The organism is Streptomyces sp. NPDC104831, assembly GCF_055583025.1.
The window spans coordinates 52,696-73,862 of sequence record NZ_JBVJOT010000043.1; the positions used below are offsets into that span (position 1 = coordinate 52,696).

At 73.1% G+C, this 21,167-nt stretch carries 2 protein-coding genes and 1 pseudogene; all 3 read right to left on the minus strand.

Going from position 1 to position 21,167, the window contains the following annotated elements:
* Positions 1-44 precede the first annotated feature (44 nt).
* Positions 45-5,402: pseudogene (locus tag ACZ63H_RS26900) on the minus strand (type I polyketide synthase); the annotation flags it as partial.
* Positions 5,403-5,491: 89 nt separating this feature from the next.
* Positions 5,492-18,721: a type I polyketide synthase gene (locus tag ACZ63H_RS26905; protein ID WP_469869238.1), complete on the minus strand. Its 13,230-nt coding sequence runs from the start codon at positions 18,719-18,721 to the stop codon at positions 5,492-5,494.
* 61 nt (positions 18,722-18,782) lie between these two features.
* A complete protein-coding gene (locus ACZ63H_RS26910) occupies positions 18,783-20,690 on the minus strand; it encodes an acyl-CoA dehydrogenase (RefSeq protein ID WP_469869240.1) in 1,908 nt (635 codons plus the stop codon).
* Positions 20,691-21,167 lie beyond the last annotated feature (477 nt).

Sequence of the window (21,167 nt, forward strand, 5' to 3'; positions counted from 1 at the left end):
AGATCGCGTGGAAGGTGCCGCTCATCGCCCGGGACGGGTCCGGGTCACACGGAGCCGAATTCCTTGTCGATGAGGCCGAGCAGCTCGTCAGCTGTGGCCGAGGCGATTTCCTGGTCGATGTCCGCGCCGCCGTCCCCCGCGCCCGCGACCTTCGCGGCGAGGGCGCGCAGCCGGGACGACACCTGCTCCGGGTCCGCGAGCCGGGCGGCGGAGGAGAGCAGGGCGGACTCCAGCCGGTCCAGCTCCGCGAGAACGCCGACGGAGTCGGTCCGCGGCTCCTCACCGGCGCCGAACAGTCCGCCGTGGAGGTGGTCGGCCAGGTCGGCCGGGGTCGGGTGGTCGAACACGACGGTCGGCGGGAGCTTCACCCCGGTCGCCGCGCTCAGCCGGTTGCGCAACTGGACGGCGGTGAGGGAGTCGAAGCCCAGCTCCTTGAAGGCGCGTTCCGCCGTCACCGAACCGGTCGCGGTGTGCCCCAGCACGGCGGCGGCGTGGGTGCGCACCAGGTCCAGCAGGGCCGCCCCGCGCTCCTCCTCCGGCAGCCCGAGCAGCCGTTCCCGGGCGGACGTGGTCGCGGCCCGTACGGCGGTCCGCCCGGCGTTCCCGGGGCGGCGCACCTCGTGCCGCAGCACGGGCGACAGCGCGTCCTGGCGGCGGAGCACCGCGTGGTCGAGGCGGACCGGCGCCAGCACGGGTTCGGCGGACCCCCATGCCGCGTCGAGGAGCCTGAGCGCCTCCTCGGACGACAGGCCCAGCACCCCGGACCCGCCCGCCTCGGTGACCGACGCCGTCAGTTCGCTGCGCTCGCTCCACAGCCCCCACGGCAGGGACAGCGCCGGCAGCCCGGCCGCGGCACGGTGCGCGGCGAGGGCGTCCAGGAACACGTTGGCCGCCGCGTAGTTGCCCTGCCCGGGGCTGCCGAGCACACCGGCCGCGGAGGAGAACAGGATGAACGCCTTGAGGGGGTGGTGGCGGGTGAGCCGGTGCAGGTTGAGCGCGGCGTCGACCTTCGGCCGCAGCACCCGGTCCAGGTGGCCCGGCGTCAGTCCGGTGACCACGGCGTCGTCCAGCACACCCGCCGCGTGGACCACCGCCGACAGCGGCCGGTCCTCCGGGATCCCCGCCAGCACACCGGCCAGCGCATCGGCGTCCGCCACATCACAGGCCACGACCGTCACCCGGGCACCCAACCCGGTCAGCTCGGACACCAACCCGGCGACACCCGGCGCCCGTTCACCACGCCGGCTGGTCAGCAGCAGATCCCGCACACCATGCGCGACGACCAGATGCCGGGCCACCAGGGCACCCACGGTGCCGGTACCACCCGTGAGCAGCACCGTCCCGGCCAGACCCGCGCCCGCGTCGGCGGTGGACGCACGGTGCCGCACCAGCCTCGGCGCGAACAACGCCCCGTCCCGCACCGCCAACTGAGGCTCGTCTCCTACGGCGAGACTCGCGGCCTTCGCCTCGTCGGCGCCGTCGACCAGCCACAGCCGGTCGGGGTGCTCCCGCTGCGCCGAGCGCACCAGCCCCCACACCGGGGCGGCCGCCAGGTCCGGCACATCCTCGCCCGGCCGCACCGCCACCGCACCACGGGTGACCACCACCAACCGCGAGGAAGCCCAAGCCTCTTCGCTCAGGAAGCGCTGCACCAGCGCCAGGACCCGGGCGGTGATCGTGCGCGCCTCCCCGGCCACATCGTCCTCACCCGTCACGACCGGGGCCACGACGATGCCGGGCGCCGGCTCGCCGAGGGTCGGGAGTTCCAGGTCGGGATCGAGGACGAGGCAGCCGTCGGCGGTCGTGGGCGCGGCCGGAACCTGCTGCCACTCCAGGCGGTAGAGGTGCTCCTGTCCGGCCCGCAGTTGCTCGGGGCTGACGGCGCGCAGCGCCAGGGAGTCCACGGACACCACCGGCCGTCCCGCCGTATCGGTCGCCGCCAGGGACACCGCGCCCTCGCCCGCCTCGGCGATCCGCACGCGCAGCGCCCTCGCACCGGAGGACACCAGCGACACACCCGCCCACGAGAACGGCAGCCGCGGCACGCCGACACCATCCGCATCCGGATCGATCAACACCAGCGCGTGCAGAGCCGCGTCCAGCAACGCCGGATGCAACGCGAAGCCCTCACCGCCACCGGACGGCAACTCGACCTCCGCGAACACCTCCCCGGCCCCGCGCCACACCGCACGCACACCCCGGAAAAGAGGCCCATAGTCATACCCGGCAGCACCGAAATCGTCATACAGCGACGAGACATCCACCGGTTCCGCACCCACCGGCGGCCAGACGACGGGAGCGGCCTGCTCACCGGGGGCGGGGGGCGCGACCACTCCGCGCGCGTGGACGGTCCACTCCTCGTCCCCGGAGCGGGAGCGGACGACGACCGCACGGCGTCCGGAGTCGTCCGCGCCGGCCACGCTCACGTGCAGACGGACGTCCTCCTCGTCCGCGAGCAGCAGCGGTGCCTCCAGCACCAGTTCCTCCACGGTCCCGGCACCGACCTCGGCCCCGGCGCGGAGGGCCATCTCCACGAAGGCCGTCCCCGGAAGCAACGCCGTACCGAACACCGCGTGCTCCGCCAGCCACGGCCGCGACCGCAACGACAACGACCCCGTCAGCACCACACCATCGGAATCCGGCACCGGCACCAACACACCCAACAAACCGTGCCCAAGCCCCTCCAGACCCAGATCAGCAGGATCACCCACACCCGACCGGACCGGCTCAAGCCAGTACCGCTCCCGCTGGAACGCATACGTCGGCAACTCCAAGAAGTCCGACATCCGGCCCTCAAGACCCCAGTCGACGTCCAGCCCCGCGACGAAAGCCTCCGCCAGGGCGAGGGTGAAACGCCGCTGCTCGTCCTCGTTACGACGCAGGGTGCCCAGCACCACCGCCCCGGCATCCGCCTCCTCGGCACTCTCCTCCACCGACGCCGTCAGCACCGGATGCGCACTCACCTCCACGAACGCGTCAAAACCATCCGCGAGAAGAGCCCTCGTCGCACCATGGAAATCAACCGTCCGACGCAGATTCGTGTACCAGTACTCCCCGTCCAGCTCGGAGCCGTCCACCACCTGACCGGTGACCGAGGAGTAGAACGGCACTTGCCCCGCCCGGGGTCGTACGGCCTGGAGGAGGTCCTTCAAGTCGTCGCGGATCTGCTCGACATGAGCGGAGTGCGAGGCGTAGTCGACCGGGATACGACGGGCCCGGACACCATCGGCCTCACAGCGCGCCAACAGCACTTCCAGCGCATCCACGTCACCGGAGACCACCGTGGAGGCCGGCCCGTTGACGGCGGCCACCGACAACCCCTCACCCAGCAAACCCTGAGCCTCATGGACGGGTAGCGCCACGGACACCATCCCGCCACGCCCCGCCAGCACACCCAACGCCTTGCTCCGCAACGCCACCACCCGCGCCGCGTCCTCCAGCGACAACGCACCCGACACCGCAGCAGCCGCGATCTCACCCTGCGAATGCCCCACCACAGCCGCCGGCACCACACCACACGACCGCCACAACTGCGCCAACGACACCATCACCGCGAACAACACCGGCTGCACCACATCCACCCGGTCCAACCCCGGCGCACCCTCCTCACCCCGCACCACCGCCGACAACGACCAGTCCACGAACGGAGCCAACGCGGCCTCACACCGCTCCATCGCCCCCGCGAACACCCCCGACGACTCCCACAACCCAGCCGCCATACCCACCCACTGCGACCCCTGACCAGGAAACACGAACACCACACGCCGACCGCCGGCACCCACACCCGTCACCACACCCGGCGCCACACCCCCCGACGCCAACGCCCCCAGACCCGCCAACACCTCATCCCGATCCCGGCCGACCACCACACCCCGGTGCTCGAACACCGACCGCGACCCCACCAACCCAGCCGCCACACCAGCCAGATCCACATCAGCACGCCCGACCACGAACGCACGCAGAGCCTCCGCCTGCGCCCGCAACGCCCCCTCCGACTTGCCCGACACCACCCACGGAAGCAGCCCCCGGGACTCGACGGAGGCGACGACCTCCGGCTCGGGACCCTGCTCCACGATCACATGCGCGTTCGTGCCACTGGCACCGAACGCGGACACACCGGCCCGGCGGGGGCGGTCGACGTCGGGCCACTCACGATCCTCGGTCAGCAGCTCTACCGCACCCGCCGACCAGTCCACGTGCGACGACGGCACATCCACATGCAGGGTCTTCGGCAGCACACCATTACGCAGCGCCATCACCATCTTGATGACCCCACCCACACCCGCAGCCGCCTGAGCGTGCCCGATGTTCGACTTCAACGAGCCGAGGTACAGCGGCCGATCACCGGGCCGCTCCTGCCCGTAGGTGGCCAGCAGCGCCTGCGCCTCGATGGGATCGCCCAGCCGCGTCCCCGTCCCGTGCGCCTCCACGGCGTCCACGTCGGCGGCGGTGAGCCGGGCGTCGGCGAGCGCCTGCCGGATCACCCGCTGCTGCGAAGGACCGTTCGGCGCAGTCAGACCATTGCTCGCACCGTCCTGATTGACCGCACTCCCCCGCACCACGGCCAGCACCGGATGCCCCAACCGCAGGGCGTCCGACAACCGCTCCACGACGAGGACGCCCACACCTTCGGCCCAACCCGTGCCGTCGGCGGCCTCGGCGAACGCCTTGCACCGCCCGTCGGGAGACATGCCGCGCTGTCGGCTGAACTCCACGAACAGGCCGGGCGACGACATCACCGTGGCACCGCCCGCCAACGCCATCGAGCACTCACCCCGCCGCAGCGCCTGCACCGCCAGGTGCAACGCCACCAACGACGACGAACACGCCGTGTCCACCGTCACCGCCGGCCCTTCCAGACCGAACGTGTACGACAACCGGCCCGCGGCGATGCTCCCCGCGCTGCCGTTGAGGAGGTAGCCCTCCAGTTCCTCGGGGGCCTTGCCGACCCGGGACCCGTAGTCCTGGTACATCAGACCCATGTAGACGCCGGTACGGCTGCCGCGCAGCGACGCCGGGTCGATGCCCGCCCGCTCGAACGCCTCCCAGGATGTCTCCAGCAGCAACCGCTGCTGCGGGTCGGTCGCCAGGGCCTCGCGAGGAGAGATACCGAAGAAGTCGGCGTCGAACTCCGCCGCGTCGTACAGGAAACCACCCGACCGCGAGTACGACTTGCCCACCGCGTCCGGATCCGGGTCGTACAACCCTTCCACGTCCCAGCCCCGGTCCGCCGGCCACGACGACACGGCGTCCGCACCGGACACCACCAGCCGCCACAACTCCTCCGGCGAACCCACCCCACCCGGGAACCGGCACCCCATCCCCACGATCGCCACCGGCTCGTGGGCGTCGTCCTGCGCCTTGCGCAGGCGCTCACGGGTGTCGTGCAGATCGGCGGCAGCCTGCTTGAGGTACGAGCGCAGCTTGTCCTCGGTGTTCACTTTCTCCCCCTTGCGTGAAAGTTCTGGCGGTCCGTCGCCCGGCCCCGGTGTCAGATGCCTTTGTCGAGGAAGTCGAACAGCTCGTCGTCGCTGGCCGCGTCGAACCGTTCGGCGCCCGACGGTTCGCCGTCGGCTGCGGACCCGGCACCGAGGTGCTTGGCGACGAGTTGCTGCATCCGGCTCAGGACGCGGTCGCGGGCCTGTTCGTCGGGGGCCAGCGTGGCGAGCGCCGACTCCAGTTCGTCGAGGTCGCCCAGCACCCGGTCGGCCAACGTCTCCTCGTCCGGCCGCAGCGCGTCCCACAGGTGGTCGGCGAGCGCGGCCGGTGTCGGATAGTCGAAGGCCAGCGTGGCCGACAGGCGCAGGCCCGTGGCCCGCATCAGGCGGTTGCGCAGCTCCACCGCGCCCAAGGAGTCGAACCCCAGCTCCTTGAAGGTCTGGTGGGCCTGGACGGCGGTCGCCGACGCGTGGCCGAGGACCCCGGCGGCCTGGGCGCAGACCAAGGCGCGCAGTTGCTCCGTCCGCTCCGCCTCGGGGGCCGCCGCCAGCCGCTCGGCCAGCGTGCCGGCGTCCGTGACCGGACCGGTGTCCGCCGGGGCGGCGGCCTGCCGCGCGGGCCTGCGGACCAGTTCCCGCAGGACGGCCGGCAGGCTGCCGGCGGCGGCCTGCTCCCGCAGGCTCGCCTCGTTGAGCAGGGCGGGCAGGACGAACGCCTGCCCGGCGGCCACCGCCGCGTCGAACAGTCCGAGCCCCTGCTCCGAGGTCATCTCGGCGAGGCCGATCCCGGAGATGCGGCGCATCGCGACCGTGTCGAGGTGTTCCGTCATCTCGCTGCGCTCGGCCCAGAAGCCCCAGCCGAGGGCGGTTCCGGGCAGCCCGGCCGCCGCACGGTGTGCCGCCAGCGCCTCCAGGAACATGTTGGCCGCCGCGTAGTGCGCCTGCCCTGCGCTCCCGAAGGTGGCCGCCGCTCCCGAGAAGAGGATGAACGCCTTGAGGGGGTGGTGGCGGGTGAGCCGGTGCAGGTTGAGCGCGGCGTCGACCTTCGGCCGCAGCACCCGGTCCAGGTGGCCGGGCGTCAGTCCGGTGACCACGGCGTCGTCCAGCACACCCGCCGCGTGGACCACCGCCGACAGCGGCCGGTCCTCCGGGATCCCCGCCAGCACACCGGCCAGCGCATCGGCGTCCGCCACATCACAGGCCACGACCGTCACCCGGGCACCCAACCCGGTCAGCTCGGACACCAATCCGGCGACACCCGGCGCCCGTTCACCACGCCGGCTGGTCAGCAGCAGATCCCGCACACCATGCGCGACGACCAGATGCCGGGCCACCAGGGCACCCACGGTGCCGGTACCACCCGTCAGCAGCACCGTCCCGGCCAGACCCGCGCCCGCGTCGGCGGCGGAAGGACGGTGCCGCACCAGCCTCGGCGCGAACAACGCGCCGTCCCGCACCGCCAACTGAGGCTCCCGCTTCAGCGGCAGCGTGGACACCGACTCCGGCTCGGCCCCGTCGACCAGCCACAGCCGGTCGGGGTGCTCCCGCTGCGCCGAGCGCACCAGCCCCCACACCGGCGCGGCCGCCAGGTCCGGCACATCCTCGCCCGGCCGCACCGCCACCGCACCACGGGTGACCACCACCAACCGCGACGACGACCACCGCTCCTCACCCAGGAACCGCTGCACCAGTCCGAGCACCCGCCCGGTGACCGCCCGCGCCTCACCGGCCAGGCGATCCTCCTCCGGGAACTCACCCGTCACGACGGGGGCCACGACGATGCCGGGCACGGAGTCACCGAGAGCGGACAGGTCCAGGTCGGCACCCAGGACCAGGTGGTCACCATCAGTCGCGGACGCGGAAGCGGCCTGGACTGGCTGCCACTCCACCCGGTACAGGCCCTCCTGCCCGGCCCGCAGTTGCTCAGGACTGACGGCGCGCAGCGCCAGGGAGTCCACGGACACCACCGGCCGTCCCGCCGCATCGGTCGCCGACAAGGACACCGCGCCCTCGCCCGCCTCCGCGATCCGCACACGCAGCGCCCTCGCACCGGAGGACACCAGCGACACACCCGCCCACGAGAACGGCAGCCTCGGCACACCGACACCATCCGCATCCGGATCGATCAACACCAACGCGTGCAGAGCCGCGTCCAGCAACGCCGGATGCAACGCAAAGCCCTCACCGCCACCGGACGGCAACTCGACCTCCGCGAACACCTCCCCGGCCCCGCGCCACACCGCACGCACACCCCGGAAAAGAGGCCCATAGTCATACCCGGCGGCACCGAAATCCTCGTACAACGCCGAGACATCCACCGACTCCACGCCCACCGGCGGCCACGCCACCGGCGGGAGGACGGGCTCGTCCACCGCCTCGGGAGCCAGGAGGCCCCGGGCGTGCACCGTCCAATCCCGGTCGGTACGGGAGCGCACCACCAGCGTCCGGCAACCGTCCTCGTCCACTCCGCCCACGCTCACGTGGAGCCGTGCCTCGCCCTGGTCCGGCACCAGCAGCGGCGCCTCCAGCACCAGGTCCCGCACCACGGGGGTGCCGGCTTCCGCTCCGGCGCGGAGGGCCATCTCCACGAAGGCCGTCCCCGGAAGCAACGCCGTACCGAACACCGCGTGCTCCGCCAGCCACGGCCGCGACCGCAACGACAACGACCCCGTCAGCACCACACCATCGGAATCCGGCACCGGCACCAACACACCCAACAAACCGTGCCCAAGCCCCTCCAGACCCAGATCAGCAGGATCACCCCCACCCGACCGGACCGGCTCAAGCCAGTACCGCTCCCGCTGGAACGCATACGTCGGCAACTCCAAGAAGTCCGACATCCGGCCCTCAAGACCCCAGTCGACGTCCAGCCCCGCCACGAAAGCCTCCGCCAGGGCGAGGGTGAAACGCCGCTGCTCGTCCTCGTTACGACGCAGGGTGCCCAGCACCACCGCCCCGGCATCCGCCTCCTCGGCACTCTCCTCCACCGACGCCGTCAGCACCGGATGCGCACTCACCTCCACGAACGCGTCAAAACCATCCGCGAGAAGAGCCCTCGTCGCACCATGGAAATCAACCGTCCGACGCAGATTCGTGTACCAGTACCCGGCATCCAACTCCGAGCCATCGACGACCTGGCCCGTCACCGACGAATACAACGGCACCTGCCCTGCCCGGGGCCGCACCGGCTCCAGCAGTGCCAGCAACTCCTCACGGATCTGCTCGACATGAGCGGAGTGCGAGGCGTAGTCCACCGGGATACGACGGGCCCGGACACCATCGGCCTCACAGCGCGCCAACAGCATTTCCAGCGCATCCACGTCACCGGAGACCACCGTGGAGGCCGGCCCGTTGACGGCGGCCACCGACAACCCCTCACCCAACAAGCCCTGAGCCTCATGGACGGGAAGCGCCACGGACACCATCCCGCCACGCCCCGCCAGCACACCCAACGCCTTGCTCCGCAACGCCACCACCCGCGCCGCGTCCTCCAACGACAACGCACCCGACACCGCAGCAGCCGCGATCTCCCCCTGCGAATGCCCCACCACAGCCGCCGGCACCACACCACACGACCGCCACAACTCCGCCAACGACACCATCACCGCGAACAACACCGGCTGCACCACATCCACCCGGTCCAACCCCGGCGCGTCCGCTTCTCCCCGCACCACCGCCGACAACGACCAGTCCACGAACGGAGCCAACGCGGCCTCACACCGCTCCATCGCCCCCGCGAACACCCCCGACGACTCCCACAACCCAGCCGCCATACCCACCCACTGCGACCCCTGACCAGGAAACACGAACACCACACGCCGACCGGCGACACCCACACCCGTCACCACACCCGGCGCCACACCCCCCGACGCCAACGCCCCCAAACCCGCCAACACCTCATCCCGATCCCGACCGACCACCACACCCCGGTGCTCGAACACCGACCGCGACCCCACCAACCCAGCCGCCACACCAGCCAGATCCACATCAGCACGCCCGGCCACGAACGCGCGCAGAGCCTCCGCCTGCGCCCGCAACGCCCCCTCCGACTTGCCCGACACCACCCACGGCACCACACCGGGTGCACCGTCCTCGGGCCCGGAGTCGTCAGGCGTGGTCACGGGCGGCTGTTCGATGACGACGTGCGCGTTGGTCCCGCCGACGCCGAACGCGGACACACCGGCCCGGCGGGGGCGGTCGACGTCGGGCCACTCCCGTTCCTCGGTCAGCAGCTCCACCGCACCGGCCGACCAGTCCACGTGCGACGACGGCGCGTCCACGTGCAGGGTCTTCGGCAGCACACCATTACGCAGCGCCATCACCATCTTGATGACCCCACCCACGCCCGCGGCCGCCTGTGTATGACCGACGTTCGACTTGAACGAGCCCAGGAACAGGGGCACTTCGCCAGTCCGTTCCTGGCCGTAGGTGGCCAGCAGTGCCTGGGCCTCGATGGGGTCGCCCAGCCGCGTCCCCGTCCCGTGCGCCTCGACCACGTCCACGTCCGCCGGGCTCAGCCGGGCATCCGCCAGCGCCTGCCGGATCACCCGCTGCTGCGACAACCCGTTCGGCGCCGTCAGACCATTGCTCGCACCGTCCTGGTTGACCGCACTCCCCCGGACCACGGCCAGCACCGGGTGCCCCAGCCGCAGGGCGTCCGACAACCGCTCCACCACCAGCACGCCCACACCCTCGGACCAGCCCGTGCCGTCGGCGGCCTCGGCGAACGCCTTGCACCGGCCGTCCGCCGCCAGCCCCCGCTGCCTGCTGAACTCGATGAAGGGGCCGGGGGTCGGCATGACCGTCACTCCGCCGGCCAGGGCCAGGGAGCATTCACCGCTGCGCAGCGCGCGCACCGCGAGGTGCAGGGTGACCAGGGAGGAGGAGCATCCGGTGTCGACGGTGACGGCCGGCCCCTCCAGGCCGAACGTGTACGACAGCCGGCCCGAGACCACGCTTCCGGTGGTGCCGGTCAGGATGTGGCCCTCCGTCTCGGCCGTGCCCTGGTGCAGGCGGTGCCCGTAGTCCTGGACCATGGCGCCCATGTAGACGCCGGTCCGGCTGCCGCGCAGCGACGCCGGGTCGATGCCCGCCCGCTCGAACGCCTCCCACGACGTCTCCAGCAGCAACCGCTGCTGCGGATCCATCGCCAGCGCCTCACGCGGCGAGATCCCGAAGAACCCGGCGTCGAACTCCGCCGCGTCGTGCAGGAAACCACCGGACCGGGTGTACGACTTGCCCACCGCGTCCGGGTCCGGGTCGTACAGCCCCTCCAGGTCCCAGCCGCGGTCGGCGGGGAAGCCCGACACCGCGTCCGTTCCCGTGACGACCAGCCGCCACAGGTCCTCCGGGGAGCCGACGCCGCCGGGGTAACGGCAACCGATGCCCACGATCGCCACCGGTTCCGCGTCGGCGTCGGCATCGCCCGGGAGCGCCGGCGGCGAGGGCTCCACCTCGGCCGGGTCACCGGACAGCCCCAGCAGCCGGGCGCGCACGAAGCGGGCGAGGGAGGCGGCCGACGGGTGGTCGAAGACGACCGTGCTCGGCAGCCGCAGCCCCGTCGCCGTGTTCAGCCGGTTCCGCAGCTCGACGGCCATCATCGAGTCGAAGCCCAGCTCACGGAAGGCGCGGTCGGCCTCGACGGCGTCCGGCGCGCTGTGGCCGAGCGCCGCGGCGGCCTGGGTCCGGACCAGATCCAGCACGGCGGGGTACTGCTCCGCCTCGCTCAGTCCGTCGAGCAGCGTCGAGGAGGCGGTGCCGGCGGCCGGTCCCGCCGGCGTGCCGTCCGGCTCGGCCAGCGCCTCCCGCACCTCGGGCAGGTCGGAGAGCAGCGGGGCGGGCCGCACGGCGGTGAACTGGGGTGCGAAGACCTCCCAGTCGATGTCGGCGACGATCCTGGTCGGGTCCGTGCCCGCCGTGGCGGGGGCGAGCGCGGCGACCGCCCGGTCCGGGTCCATGACCCGCACGCCCCGGCTGAGGATCCGGTCGCCGACCTCGCCGGCGGCCATTCCGCCGCCGCCCCACAGGCCCCAGGCCACCGACAGGGCGGTTTGTCCGCGGGCCCGGCGCCGCAGGGCGAGCGCGTCGAGGTAGGCGTTGGCCGCCGCGTACGCGCCCTGTCCGCCGCCGCCCCAGATTCCGGCGCCGGAGGAGAAGAGGACGAACGCGTCCAGGTCGGTGTCGCGGAAGAGGTCGTCCAGGTGGTGGGCGCCCAGCACCTTCGCGGAGGTGAGCCGGGTCAGCAGGTCCAGGTCCGTTTCGGCGAGCGGCGCGGTCTCGGTCGTACCGGCCGCGTGGACGACGGCGCGCACGGGCTCGCCGTCGGCGGTGACCCGGGCGACGAGTGCGGCGAGCGCGTCCCGGTCCGCGACATCGCAGGCCGCGATGGTGACCCGTATGCCGAGGGCGGTCAGCTCGGCCTCCAGTTCCTCGGCGCCGGGCGCGGAGCGGCCCCGGCGGCTGGTGAGGACGAGGTGCGCGGCGCCGTCGGCCGCGAGCCGGCGGGCGAAGCGGCGGCCGACACCGCCGGTGCCGCCGGTGATCAGGACGGTTCCGCGCGGCTGCCAGGCCGGGCGGCCGTGCGGTGCCTTGCGGGCGACCCGTACCAGCCGCCGGGCGAACACCCCGGACGGGCGCAGCGCGAGCTGGTCCTCGCCCCGCTTCCCGGCGAGCACGCCGCACAGCGCGCGCAGCACCCTCGGGTCGGGGGTCTCGGGCAGGTCGGCCAGGCCGCCCCAGCGCTCGGAGTGCTCCAGCGCGGCCACCAGGCCGATGCCCCACACCTGTGCCTGATCGGGCCGTATCGCCGTCCCGGCGCCGGGCACCTGGACGGCTCCGCTGGTCAGGCACCACAGGGGTGCGGACACGGCGGCGTCGCCGAGCGCCTGGATCAGCAGCAGCGCGCGGGCCGGGGCGGCCGTGAGCATCCGGGCATCCGGGCTCGCCGCGTCCGCCGGGGCGGCCAAGTCCGGGAGGGAGAGGACCCCGGCCGGCGTGACACCGTCGAGCCCGCCGACCGCTTCGGTGACCCGCCGGGCCAGCCGCTCCCGGTCGTCGTCCGCCTCCACGGTCAGCCGTACGACCCGGGCGCCGGCCGCCGACAGGGCCTCTTCGACCGGCTCCGCCCACGGATGGGCCGGCGCACCGCCGGGAACGGCCAGCAGCCAGGCCCCGCCGAGCGACACCGACCGCGCCTCGGGCACCGGCCGCCAGTCCACGCGGTAGTGCCAGGCGTCGGTCTCGGTGCGCTCCCGGTTGTCCCTGCGCCAAGGACCGAGCAGCCCCACGACCTCGTCCAGCCGGGCGGCGTCGTCCACACCGAGCAGTTCGGCGAGTTCCGCCCGGTCCTCGCGGTCCACGGCCGCCCAGAACCGGCTCTCCTCCGGGTCCCCGGCATCCGGGGCCACAGCACCGGCCGACCCGTCGAGCCAGTACCGCTCCCGCTGGAAGGCATACGTCGGCAGGTCAAGGAAGTCCGACATCCGGCCCTCAAGACCCCAGTCGACGTCCAGCCCCGCGACGAAAGCCTCCGCCAGGGCGAGGGTGAAACGCCGCTGCTCGTCCTCGTTACGACGCAGCGTGCCCAGCACCACCGCCCCGGCATCCGCCTCCTCGACACTCTCCTCCACCGACGCCGTCAGCACCGGATGCGCACTCACCTCCACGAACGCATCGAAACCATCCGCGAGAAGAGCCCTCGTCGCACCATGGAAATCGACCGTCCGACGCAGATTCGTGTACCAGTACTCCCCGTCCAGCTCGGAGCCGTCCACCGCCTGACCGGTGACCGAGGAGTAGAACGGCACTTGACCCACCTGAGGCCGCACCGGCTCCAGCAGTGCCAGCAACTCCTCACGGATCTGCTCGACATGAGCGGAGTGCGAGGCATAGTCGACCGGGATACGACGGGCCCGGACACCGTCCGCCTCGCACTGGGCCAGCAACGCATCCAGCGCATCCACGTCACCGGAGACCACCGTGGAGGCCGGCCCGTTGACGGCGGCCACCGACAACCCCTCACCCAGCAAACCCTGGACCCGCTCGACGGGTAGTGCCACGGACACCATCCCGCCACGCCCCGCCAGCACACCCAACGCCTTGCTGCGCAACGCCACCACCCGCGCCGCGTCCTCCAGCGACAGCGCACCCGACACCGCAGCAGCCGCGATCTCCCCCTGCGAATGCCCCACCACAGCCGCCGGCTCCACACCACACGACCGCCACAACTGCGCCAACGACACCATCACCGCGAACAACACCGGCTGCACCACATCCACCCGGTCCAACCCCGGCGCACCCTCCTCACCCCGCACCACCGCCGACAACGACCAGTCCACGAACGGAGCCAACGCGGCCTCACACCGCTCCATCGCCCCCGCGAACACCCCCGACGACTCCCACAACCCAGCCGCCATACCCACCCACTGCGACCCCTGACCAGGAAACACGAACACCACACGCCGACCGGCGACACCCACACCCGTCACCACACCCGGCACCACACCCCCCGACGCCAACGCCCCCAAACCCGCCAACACCTCATCCCGATCCCGGCCGACCACCACACCCCGGTGCTCGAACACCGACCGCGACCCCACCAACCCAGCCGCCACACCAGCAACATCAAGCCCCGGACGATCGGCCACGAACGCGCGCAGAGCCTCCGCCTGCGCCCGCAACGCCCCCTCCGACTTGCCCGACACCACCCACGGAAGCAGCCCCCGGGACTCGACGGAGGCGACGACCTCCGGCTCGGGACCCTGCTCCACGATCACATGCGCGTTGGTCCCGCTCATGCCGAAGGACGAGACGGCGGCCCGGCGCGGCCGGTCGAGCGCGGGCCACTCGCGTTCCTCGGTCAGCAGCTCCACTGCACCGGCCGACCAGTCCACGTGCGACGACGGCGCGTCCACGTGCAGGGTCTTCGGCAGCACACCATTACGCAGCGCCATCACCATCTTGATGACCCCACCCACGCCCGCGGCCGCCTGCGTGTGACCGATGTTCGACTTCAACGACCCCAGGAACAGCGGATTTTCTTCGGGTCGCTCCTGTCCGTAGGAGGCGATGAGCGCCTGGGCCTCGATGGGGTCGCCCAGCCGCGTCCCCGTCCCGTGGGCCTCGACCACGTCCACGTCCGCCGGGCTCAGCCGGGCGTCCGCCAGCGCCTGCCGGATCACCCGCTGCTGCGACAATCCGTTCGGCGCCGTCAGACCATTGCTCGCACCGTCCTGGTTGACGGCCGTACCCCGGACCACGGCCAGCACCGGATGCCCCAACCGCAGGGCGTCCGACAACCGCTCCACCACCAGCACACCCACGCCCTCGGCCCAGCCGGTACCGTCCGCGCCCTCGGCGAACGCCTTGCACCGACCGTCCGCCGCCAGCCCCCGCTGCCTGCTGAACTCCACGAACAGGCCGGGTGACGACATCACCGTGGCACCGCCCGCCAGCGCCATCGAGCACTCACCACGCCGCAGCGCCTGCACCGCCAGGTGCAACGCCACCAACGACGACGAACACGCCGTGTCCACCGTCACCGCCGGCCCCTCCAGACCGAACGTGTACGACAACCGGCCCGCGGTGACGCTGCCGTGCGTGCCGGTGAGGAGGTAGCCCTCGCTCTCGGGGGTGGCGTCGGCGAGGCGGGGGCCGTACTCCTGGACCATGGCGCCGACGTAGACGCCGGTCCGGCTGCCGCGCAGCGACGCCGGGTCGATGCCCGCCCGCTCGAACGCCTCCCACGATGTCTCCAGCAGCAACCGCTGCTGCGGATCCATCGCCAGCGCCTCACGCGGCGAGATCCCGAAGAACCCGGCGTCGAACTCCGCCGCGTCGTACAGGAAACCACCCGACCGCGAGTACGACTTGCCCACCGCGTCCGGATCCGGGTCGTACAGCCCCTCCACGTCCCAGCCCCGGTCCGCCGGCCACGACGACACGGCGTCCGCACCGGACACCACCAGCCGCCACAACTCCTCCGGCGAACCCACCCCACCCGGGAACCGGCACCCCATCCCCACGATCGCCACCGGCTCGGTGTCGGTGTCGGCGCCGCCCGTGGGGAGCGGTGGGGCGGTCTGCGGGTCGGTCGGGGACAGCCCGAGCAGTTCGGCGCGCAGGAAGCGGGCCAGGGCGGCGGCGGACGGGTGGTCGAAGACGACCGTGCTCGGCAGCCGCAGCCCCGTCGCCGTGTTCAGCCGGTTCCGCAGCTCGACGGCCATCATCGAGTCGAAGCCCAGCTCACGGAAGGACGCCTCGACGTCGATCTCGTCGGTTCCGTCGGTGCCGAGCACGACGCCGAGGTGGGTGCGGACCAGGTCGAGGGCCGCGTCCTGGCTCGCCTTCTCGCCGAGCGCGGCCCACCGCTCGCGCAGCGGTGCCTCGTCGGCGGCGGTGTCGTCGTCCGCCTCCGGGGCGGGCGCCGGTGTGCCGGGGGTGGTCGGCGCGGTGCGGGTGGCGGCCGGTGCGTCCAGCCAGAACCGGCGGCGCTGGAAGGCGTAGGTGGGCAGGTCGACGCGGCGGGCGCCGGTGCCGGCGTAGGCCGTGGACCAGTCGACGGCGACACCGTGCACGGACGCCTCGGCCAGGGCGGTGAGCATCCGGTCGGGTCCGCCCTCGCCGCGCCGCAGGGAGCCGACGACGAGTGCTTTGGCGGAGGAGGAGTCCTCGACGGTCTCCTGGATGCCGGCGGCGAGGATGGGGTGCGGGCTGACCTCGATGAACGTTACGTGTCCGGCTTCGGCGAGGGCCCGTACGGCGGGTTCGAAGCCGACGGTGCGCCGGGAGTTGCGGTACCAGTACTGGGCGTCGAGCCCGGCGGTGTCCAGCCAGCGGCCTTCGACGGTCGAGTAGAACGGCACCTCGGCGGACCTGGGGGTCACGGTGCCGAGCAGGTCCAGCAGGGGTTCGCGGATCCGCTCGACGTGCGCGGAGTGGCCGGCGCAGTCGATGGGCAGCAGGCGGACGCGGATGTCCCGGTTCTCGCACCGGGCGATCAGCTCGTGCAGGGCGGGCACGTCGCCGGAGACGGTGACGGCGCGGGGGCCGTTGATCGCGGCGATGGACAGCCGGTCGGCCCACGGGGTGAGGAGGTCCGCGACCTCGGCGGCGGGCAGCGCGATCGAGGCCATGCCGCCGGTGCCGGCCAGCAGCGCGAACGCCTTGCTGCGCAGGGCGACCACGCGGGCCGCCTCCTCCAGGGAGAACGCGCCGGCCACGTGCGCGGCGGCGATCTCGCCCTGCGAGTGGCCGACGACGGCTCCGGGTTCGACGCCGTGGGAGCGCCACAGCTCGGCGAGGGAGACCATCACCGCGAACAGGACCGGGTGGACGACGTCGAGGCGGTCGAGGGACAGCTCGGGGTCGGTCTCGCTGCCGCCGCGCAGCACGTGCGTGAGCGACCAGGGGACGTGCGGGGCGAGTGCCTGTTCGCAGCGTCGGATGTGGGCGGCGAAGACCGGCGAGGTGTCCATGAGGCCGACGGCCATGCCGGCCCACTGGGATCCCTGGCCGGGGAAGACGAAGACGGGCCGGCCCGTCGGGCGGGGGGCGACGCCCTGGACGAGTCCGGTGGCCGGGCGGCCGGCGGCCAGGTCGGTCAGGCGGGCGCGGAAGTCCTCGGTGGTGGTGCCGAGGAGGACGGCCCGGTGCGGGAAGGCGGTACGGGTGGTGGCCAGGGAGTGGCCGATGTGCGCCGGGGGCACGGTGTCGTCCAGCCGGTCGAGCAGTGCCCGGGCCTGCCCGCGCAGGGCCGCCTCGGTCCTGGCGGAGATCGGCCACGGTACGGGGGCGGAACCGGTTTCCACGGTGTCGGTCGCGGTGGAGGTGGCGGCCCGGCCCGGGGACGGTGCGTCGCCGGCACCGTCGGACTCCGTGTCCTGCCGCCAGTCCTCCAGCACCACATGGCAGTTGGTGCCGCCGACCCCGAAGGAGCTGACGCCGGCGATCAGCGGGCCGTCGTCCCCCGGCCAGGGGCCGTTCTCGGTGCGGACCTTCAGTCGCAGCTCGGCCAGCGGGATGTCCGGGTTGGGGGTGCGGAAGTGGAGGCTCGGGGGGAGTTCCCGGTGCTTGAGGGCGAGCGCGGTCTTGAGGAGACCGGCGATGCCGGCGGCGCCTTCCAGGTGCCCGATGTTGGTCTTGACCGAGCCGACGAGCAGCGGGGCGTCGGCCGGCCGGCCGGCGCCGAGCACCTCGCCGAGGGCGGCGGCCTCGATCGGGTCGCCGACCCGGGTGCCGGTGCCGTGCAGTTCGACGTACCGGACGTCGGCCGGGCGCACTCCGGCGTTGCGGTAGGCGCGGCGCAGGACGTCGGCCTGGGCCTCGCGGCTGGGGCTGGCGAGGCCGGCGCCGCCGCCGTCGTTGTTGACGGCGCTGCCCCGGATCAGGCAGTGGACGCGGTCGCCGTCGGCGAGCGCGTCGGACAGCCGCTTGAGGACGACGAGGCCGCCGCCCTCGCCGCGCACGATGCCGCCCGCGCGGCTGTCGAAGGTGAAGCAGCGGCCGTCGGGCGAGAGGGCGCCGAACTCGGCGACGGTCAGGGCGCTTTCGGGGACCAGGTCGAGGTTGACGCCGCCGGCGAGGGCGACGCGGGTCTCGCCGCCGCGCAGGCTCTCGCAGGCCAGGTGGACGGCGGTGAGGGAGGAGGACTGGCCGCTGTCCACGGTCATGCTGGGTCCGCGCAGGCCGAGGACGTAGGACAGGCGGTTGGCGATGATGCCGCGCTGGAGGCCGGTGAGGGTGTGCGGGGTGATGCCGGTGGTGCCCCGGCGGCGGGCGAGCGTGGCGTAGTCGTCCCAGATCGCGCCGACGAAGACGCCCGTGTCGGTGCCGCGCAGCGACTCCGGGAGGATCCCGGCGTCCTCCAGCGCCTCCCAGCCGAGTTCCAGCGTGATCCGCTGCTGCGGGTCCATCGCGGTGGCCTCGCGCGGGGAGATGCCGAAGAAGGCCGCGTCGAACCGGTCCACGTCGTCGAGGAAGCCGCCCCACCGGGTGCGCGCGCCGGGTGTGTCCGTCGCCTCGCCGGTGTGCTCCGCCGCGTCCCAGCGGTCGGCGGGGACTTCCCGGACGGCGTCGACGCCGTCGCGCAGGAGCCGGGCGAACGCGTCGGGGCCGGAGGCACCGGGCAGCCGGCAGGCCATGCCGACGACGGCGATGGCCTCGGCCGGCGAAGCGTCCCGGGAGGCGGCCCCGGTGCCGGCGGAGGTGCCGGCCGGCGTGCCGGTGGCGGTGTCGGCGGAGGTGTCGGACGTGAGCCGGGCGCGGGCCTGGGAGGAATCTCGCATGATGCTGCAAACCTTCGGGGCAGGGCGGTCCAGGACGGGTGAGCGGGCGGTTCCGTCCCGGCTACGCGGGGTCGGCGAGCGCGGACTCGGGTGACGCGGCGGCGCCGGACGGGGTCCCGCCGGACGGGGTCTCGAAGACCGTGGCGGCGTCGGACGCGGGCGTGAACGTGGTCTTGGTGAACGCGGTCGCGTAGTCGGCGTGCGCGATGGGCGCGCCGACGAGGTCGTAGGGCACGTCCAGGGCGTCGGCCAGTTCCAGGGCGTGCGGGGCGACGTCGGCGCAGATCCGGTCGAGCAGGCCGGGCAGGGCGCCGGCCTCCTCGGCGGTGATCAGTCCCTCGGCGAGGTACCAGCCGCTGTGCGCGGAGATCTCGCCCAGCAGGTGCAGGGAGCACAGGTCGAGGGCCGTGCGCCGGGTCCCGGCGTCCGGCAGGGCGTCGGTCTCGGTGCGGACCAGGTCGACCAGCAGGCGCAGGGCGTGTGCCTCGGCGAGCTGTTCGGCCAGGTCGAAGCGGTCGTTCCAGACGTCGAACTCGCCGAGACCGGCGGCCCGGGCGGCGCCGAGTTCGGCGACCAGGCGCGCGTGCAGGCGCCGTTCCCGGGTGCCGGCCAGCGCCCGCCACCTCGCCGGGTCGCGCAGGTCGAGGCCCTCGGTCGCGGCGGACTCGTCGGCGGGCGGCTCGTAGTCGAAGCCGAGGGCCATGGTCCAGGCGGCGTTGAGATGGAGGACCTGGGTGCTCAGTCCGGCGGCGTTGAAGGCGTGGGCGAGGCCCTGGTAGTCCAGGAAGCGGTTGCTCGGGCTGAAGCCGAGGACTCCGGAGGCGGCGCGGGTGTCGGCGGTGACGCGCTCGGCGATCCGGTCGATCTCCGCCTTCAGCGTGAACAGGGTGCGGATCTCGCCGGCGCTGCGGCCGACCGGCTCGGGTCCGGAGAAGGACTTCGCGGCCATGGCGGACACGTAGGCGGCGGACAGGGCGCCGAACAGGGTGCGCTGCTGGTTGCGGTAGCGGATGACCGGCATGGGGTCGGCGAATCCGGCGAAGGTGCCGTTGGTGTGGCGGGCGTGGGCGTGCCGTACGGCGACGGCGGCCGAGGCCCGGGTCACGGCGGCGAGGCCGACGGCGGCCACCTCCCAGACGTAGCGGATCAGCCGGGATGCCTGCCGGGAGCGCAGCGCGGGGGTGCTGAGGGTGTCGGTGAAGGTGCCGTCCTCGTCGATCGAGGCGGAGTCGCGCAACCAGTTGCGGAAGGGGACGCGTACGCCGTGGAAGGAGACGGTCGCCCAGTCGAGGGGCAGGATGGGGGCCGAGTCCTGCGGTTCGATCACCACGCCCGGGCAGGGTCCGGTGGCGTCCCGGAGGGGGACGACGAAGCAGAACAGCCCGCGGTCCTCTCCGCCGACGACGAGCTTGGCCGTGACGATGCCGAGCCGGGCGAGGCCCGCACACGCCACGCTCGGCGGGTACTTGACGGCTTCCGGGCCGGGGGTGGTGAGGACGAACTCGCGGGTGTCCGGGTCGTAGACGGCCTCGGTGCGCACGGCGGCGTTGCTGTTGCCGTGGCCGAGTTCGGTCATCAGCAGGGCGCCCACCGTCTCGGTGGACGCGAGCCGGGCCACGATGTCGTCGAGGTCGTCGCGGCCCGCGCCGAACTCCAGCAGGGCGCCGACCGTCGTGCAGTGGTGCAGGAAGAAGGCGTAGAAGAGGGAGGGGTCGGCGAGGGCGACCCATTCCAGCAGCGGGAAGAGCAGGTCGCGCTGGGTCAACAGCGGTGTGCTCAGGTCGAGTTGGTCGTTGATGTGCCGCAGTCGCTGGTAGGTGAGCGTGTGGCGGTCCTGGTCGGCCAGGCCGGACGGTCTGGCGAACAGCTCCGGCGCGAAGATCTCGGTCAGTCGCGGCAGCGCCTCGCGGTAGGAGTCGCCGTGCACGAGCGAGGACAGGGTGTCGCGCGGTGAGGTGCCTGGTGCCATGGTGATGGTTCCCCTGTTCCGTCTTCGTCGTCGGTGTGTGAAGGCGTGGGCGCGCGGGCGCGCGCCGCCGCACGGGCGCGGCGGGCGGCAAGCGGGGCCGCGGCGGCCGCGTCCGGGCACGCGGCGGCACGGCGGCCGGCCCGCGGGCGGTGGTGAGCGAAGGGTGAGGTGAGCTGATGTGGGCAGGCGGGAACCGCGGAACCGTTCCGTGGCTCCCGGGACGGGTCAGTCGTGCGGGTGCGGGGACGTCCTGGTCCGCGCCGGCGGCGCTTCGCCCGGACGTGCGGTCCGGGTGCGAAGTCCGCGGATCGGGCGTGCGGCCGCGTCGGGCCGCGCCTCGCGGGTGAAGGGTGCGGGGGCACCGGTGCGGCGGTGCCGATGGGGCGTCAGTTCTCGTTCGCGGTGGTGCGGTTGCCCGGCCCGGGGCCGGATGAGGCTCACGTGTGCCGGGGGCGGCGCGGCGACGAGGTCGCCGGC

Coding starts and splice junctions, on each gene's coding strand:
- ACZ63H_RS26910 (WP_469869240.1), bottom strand. CDS start 20,690: ATGGCACCAGGCACCTCACCGCGCGACACCCTGTCCTCGCTCGTGCAC.
- ACZ63H_RS26905 (WP_469869238.1), bottom strand. CDS start 18,721: ATGCGAGATTCCTCCCAGGCCCGCGCCCGGCTCACGTCCGACACCTCC.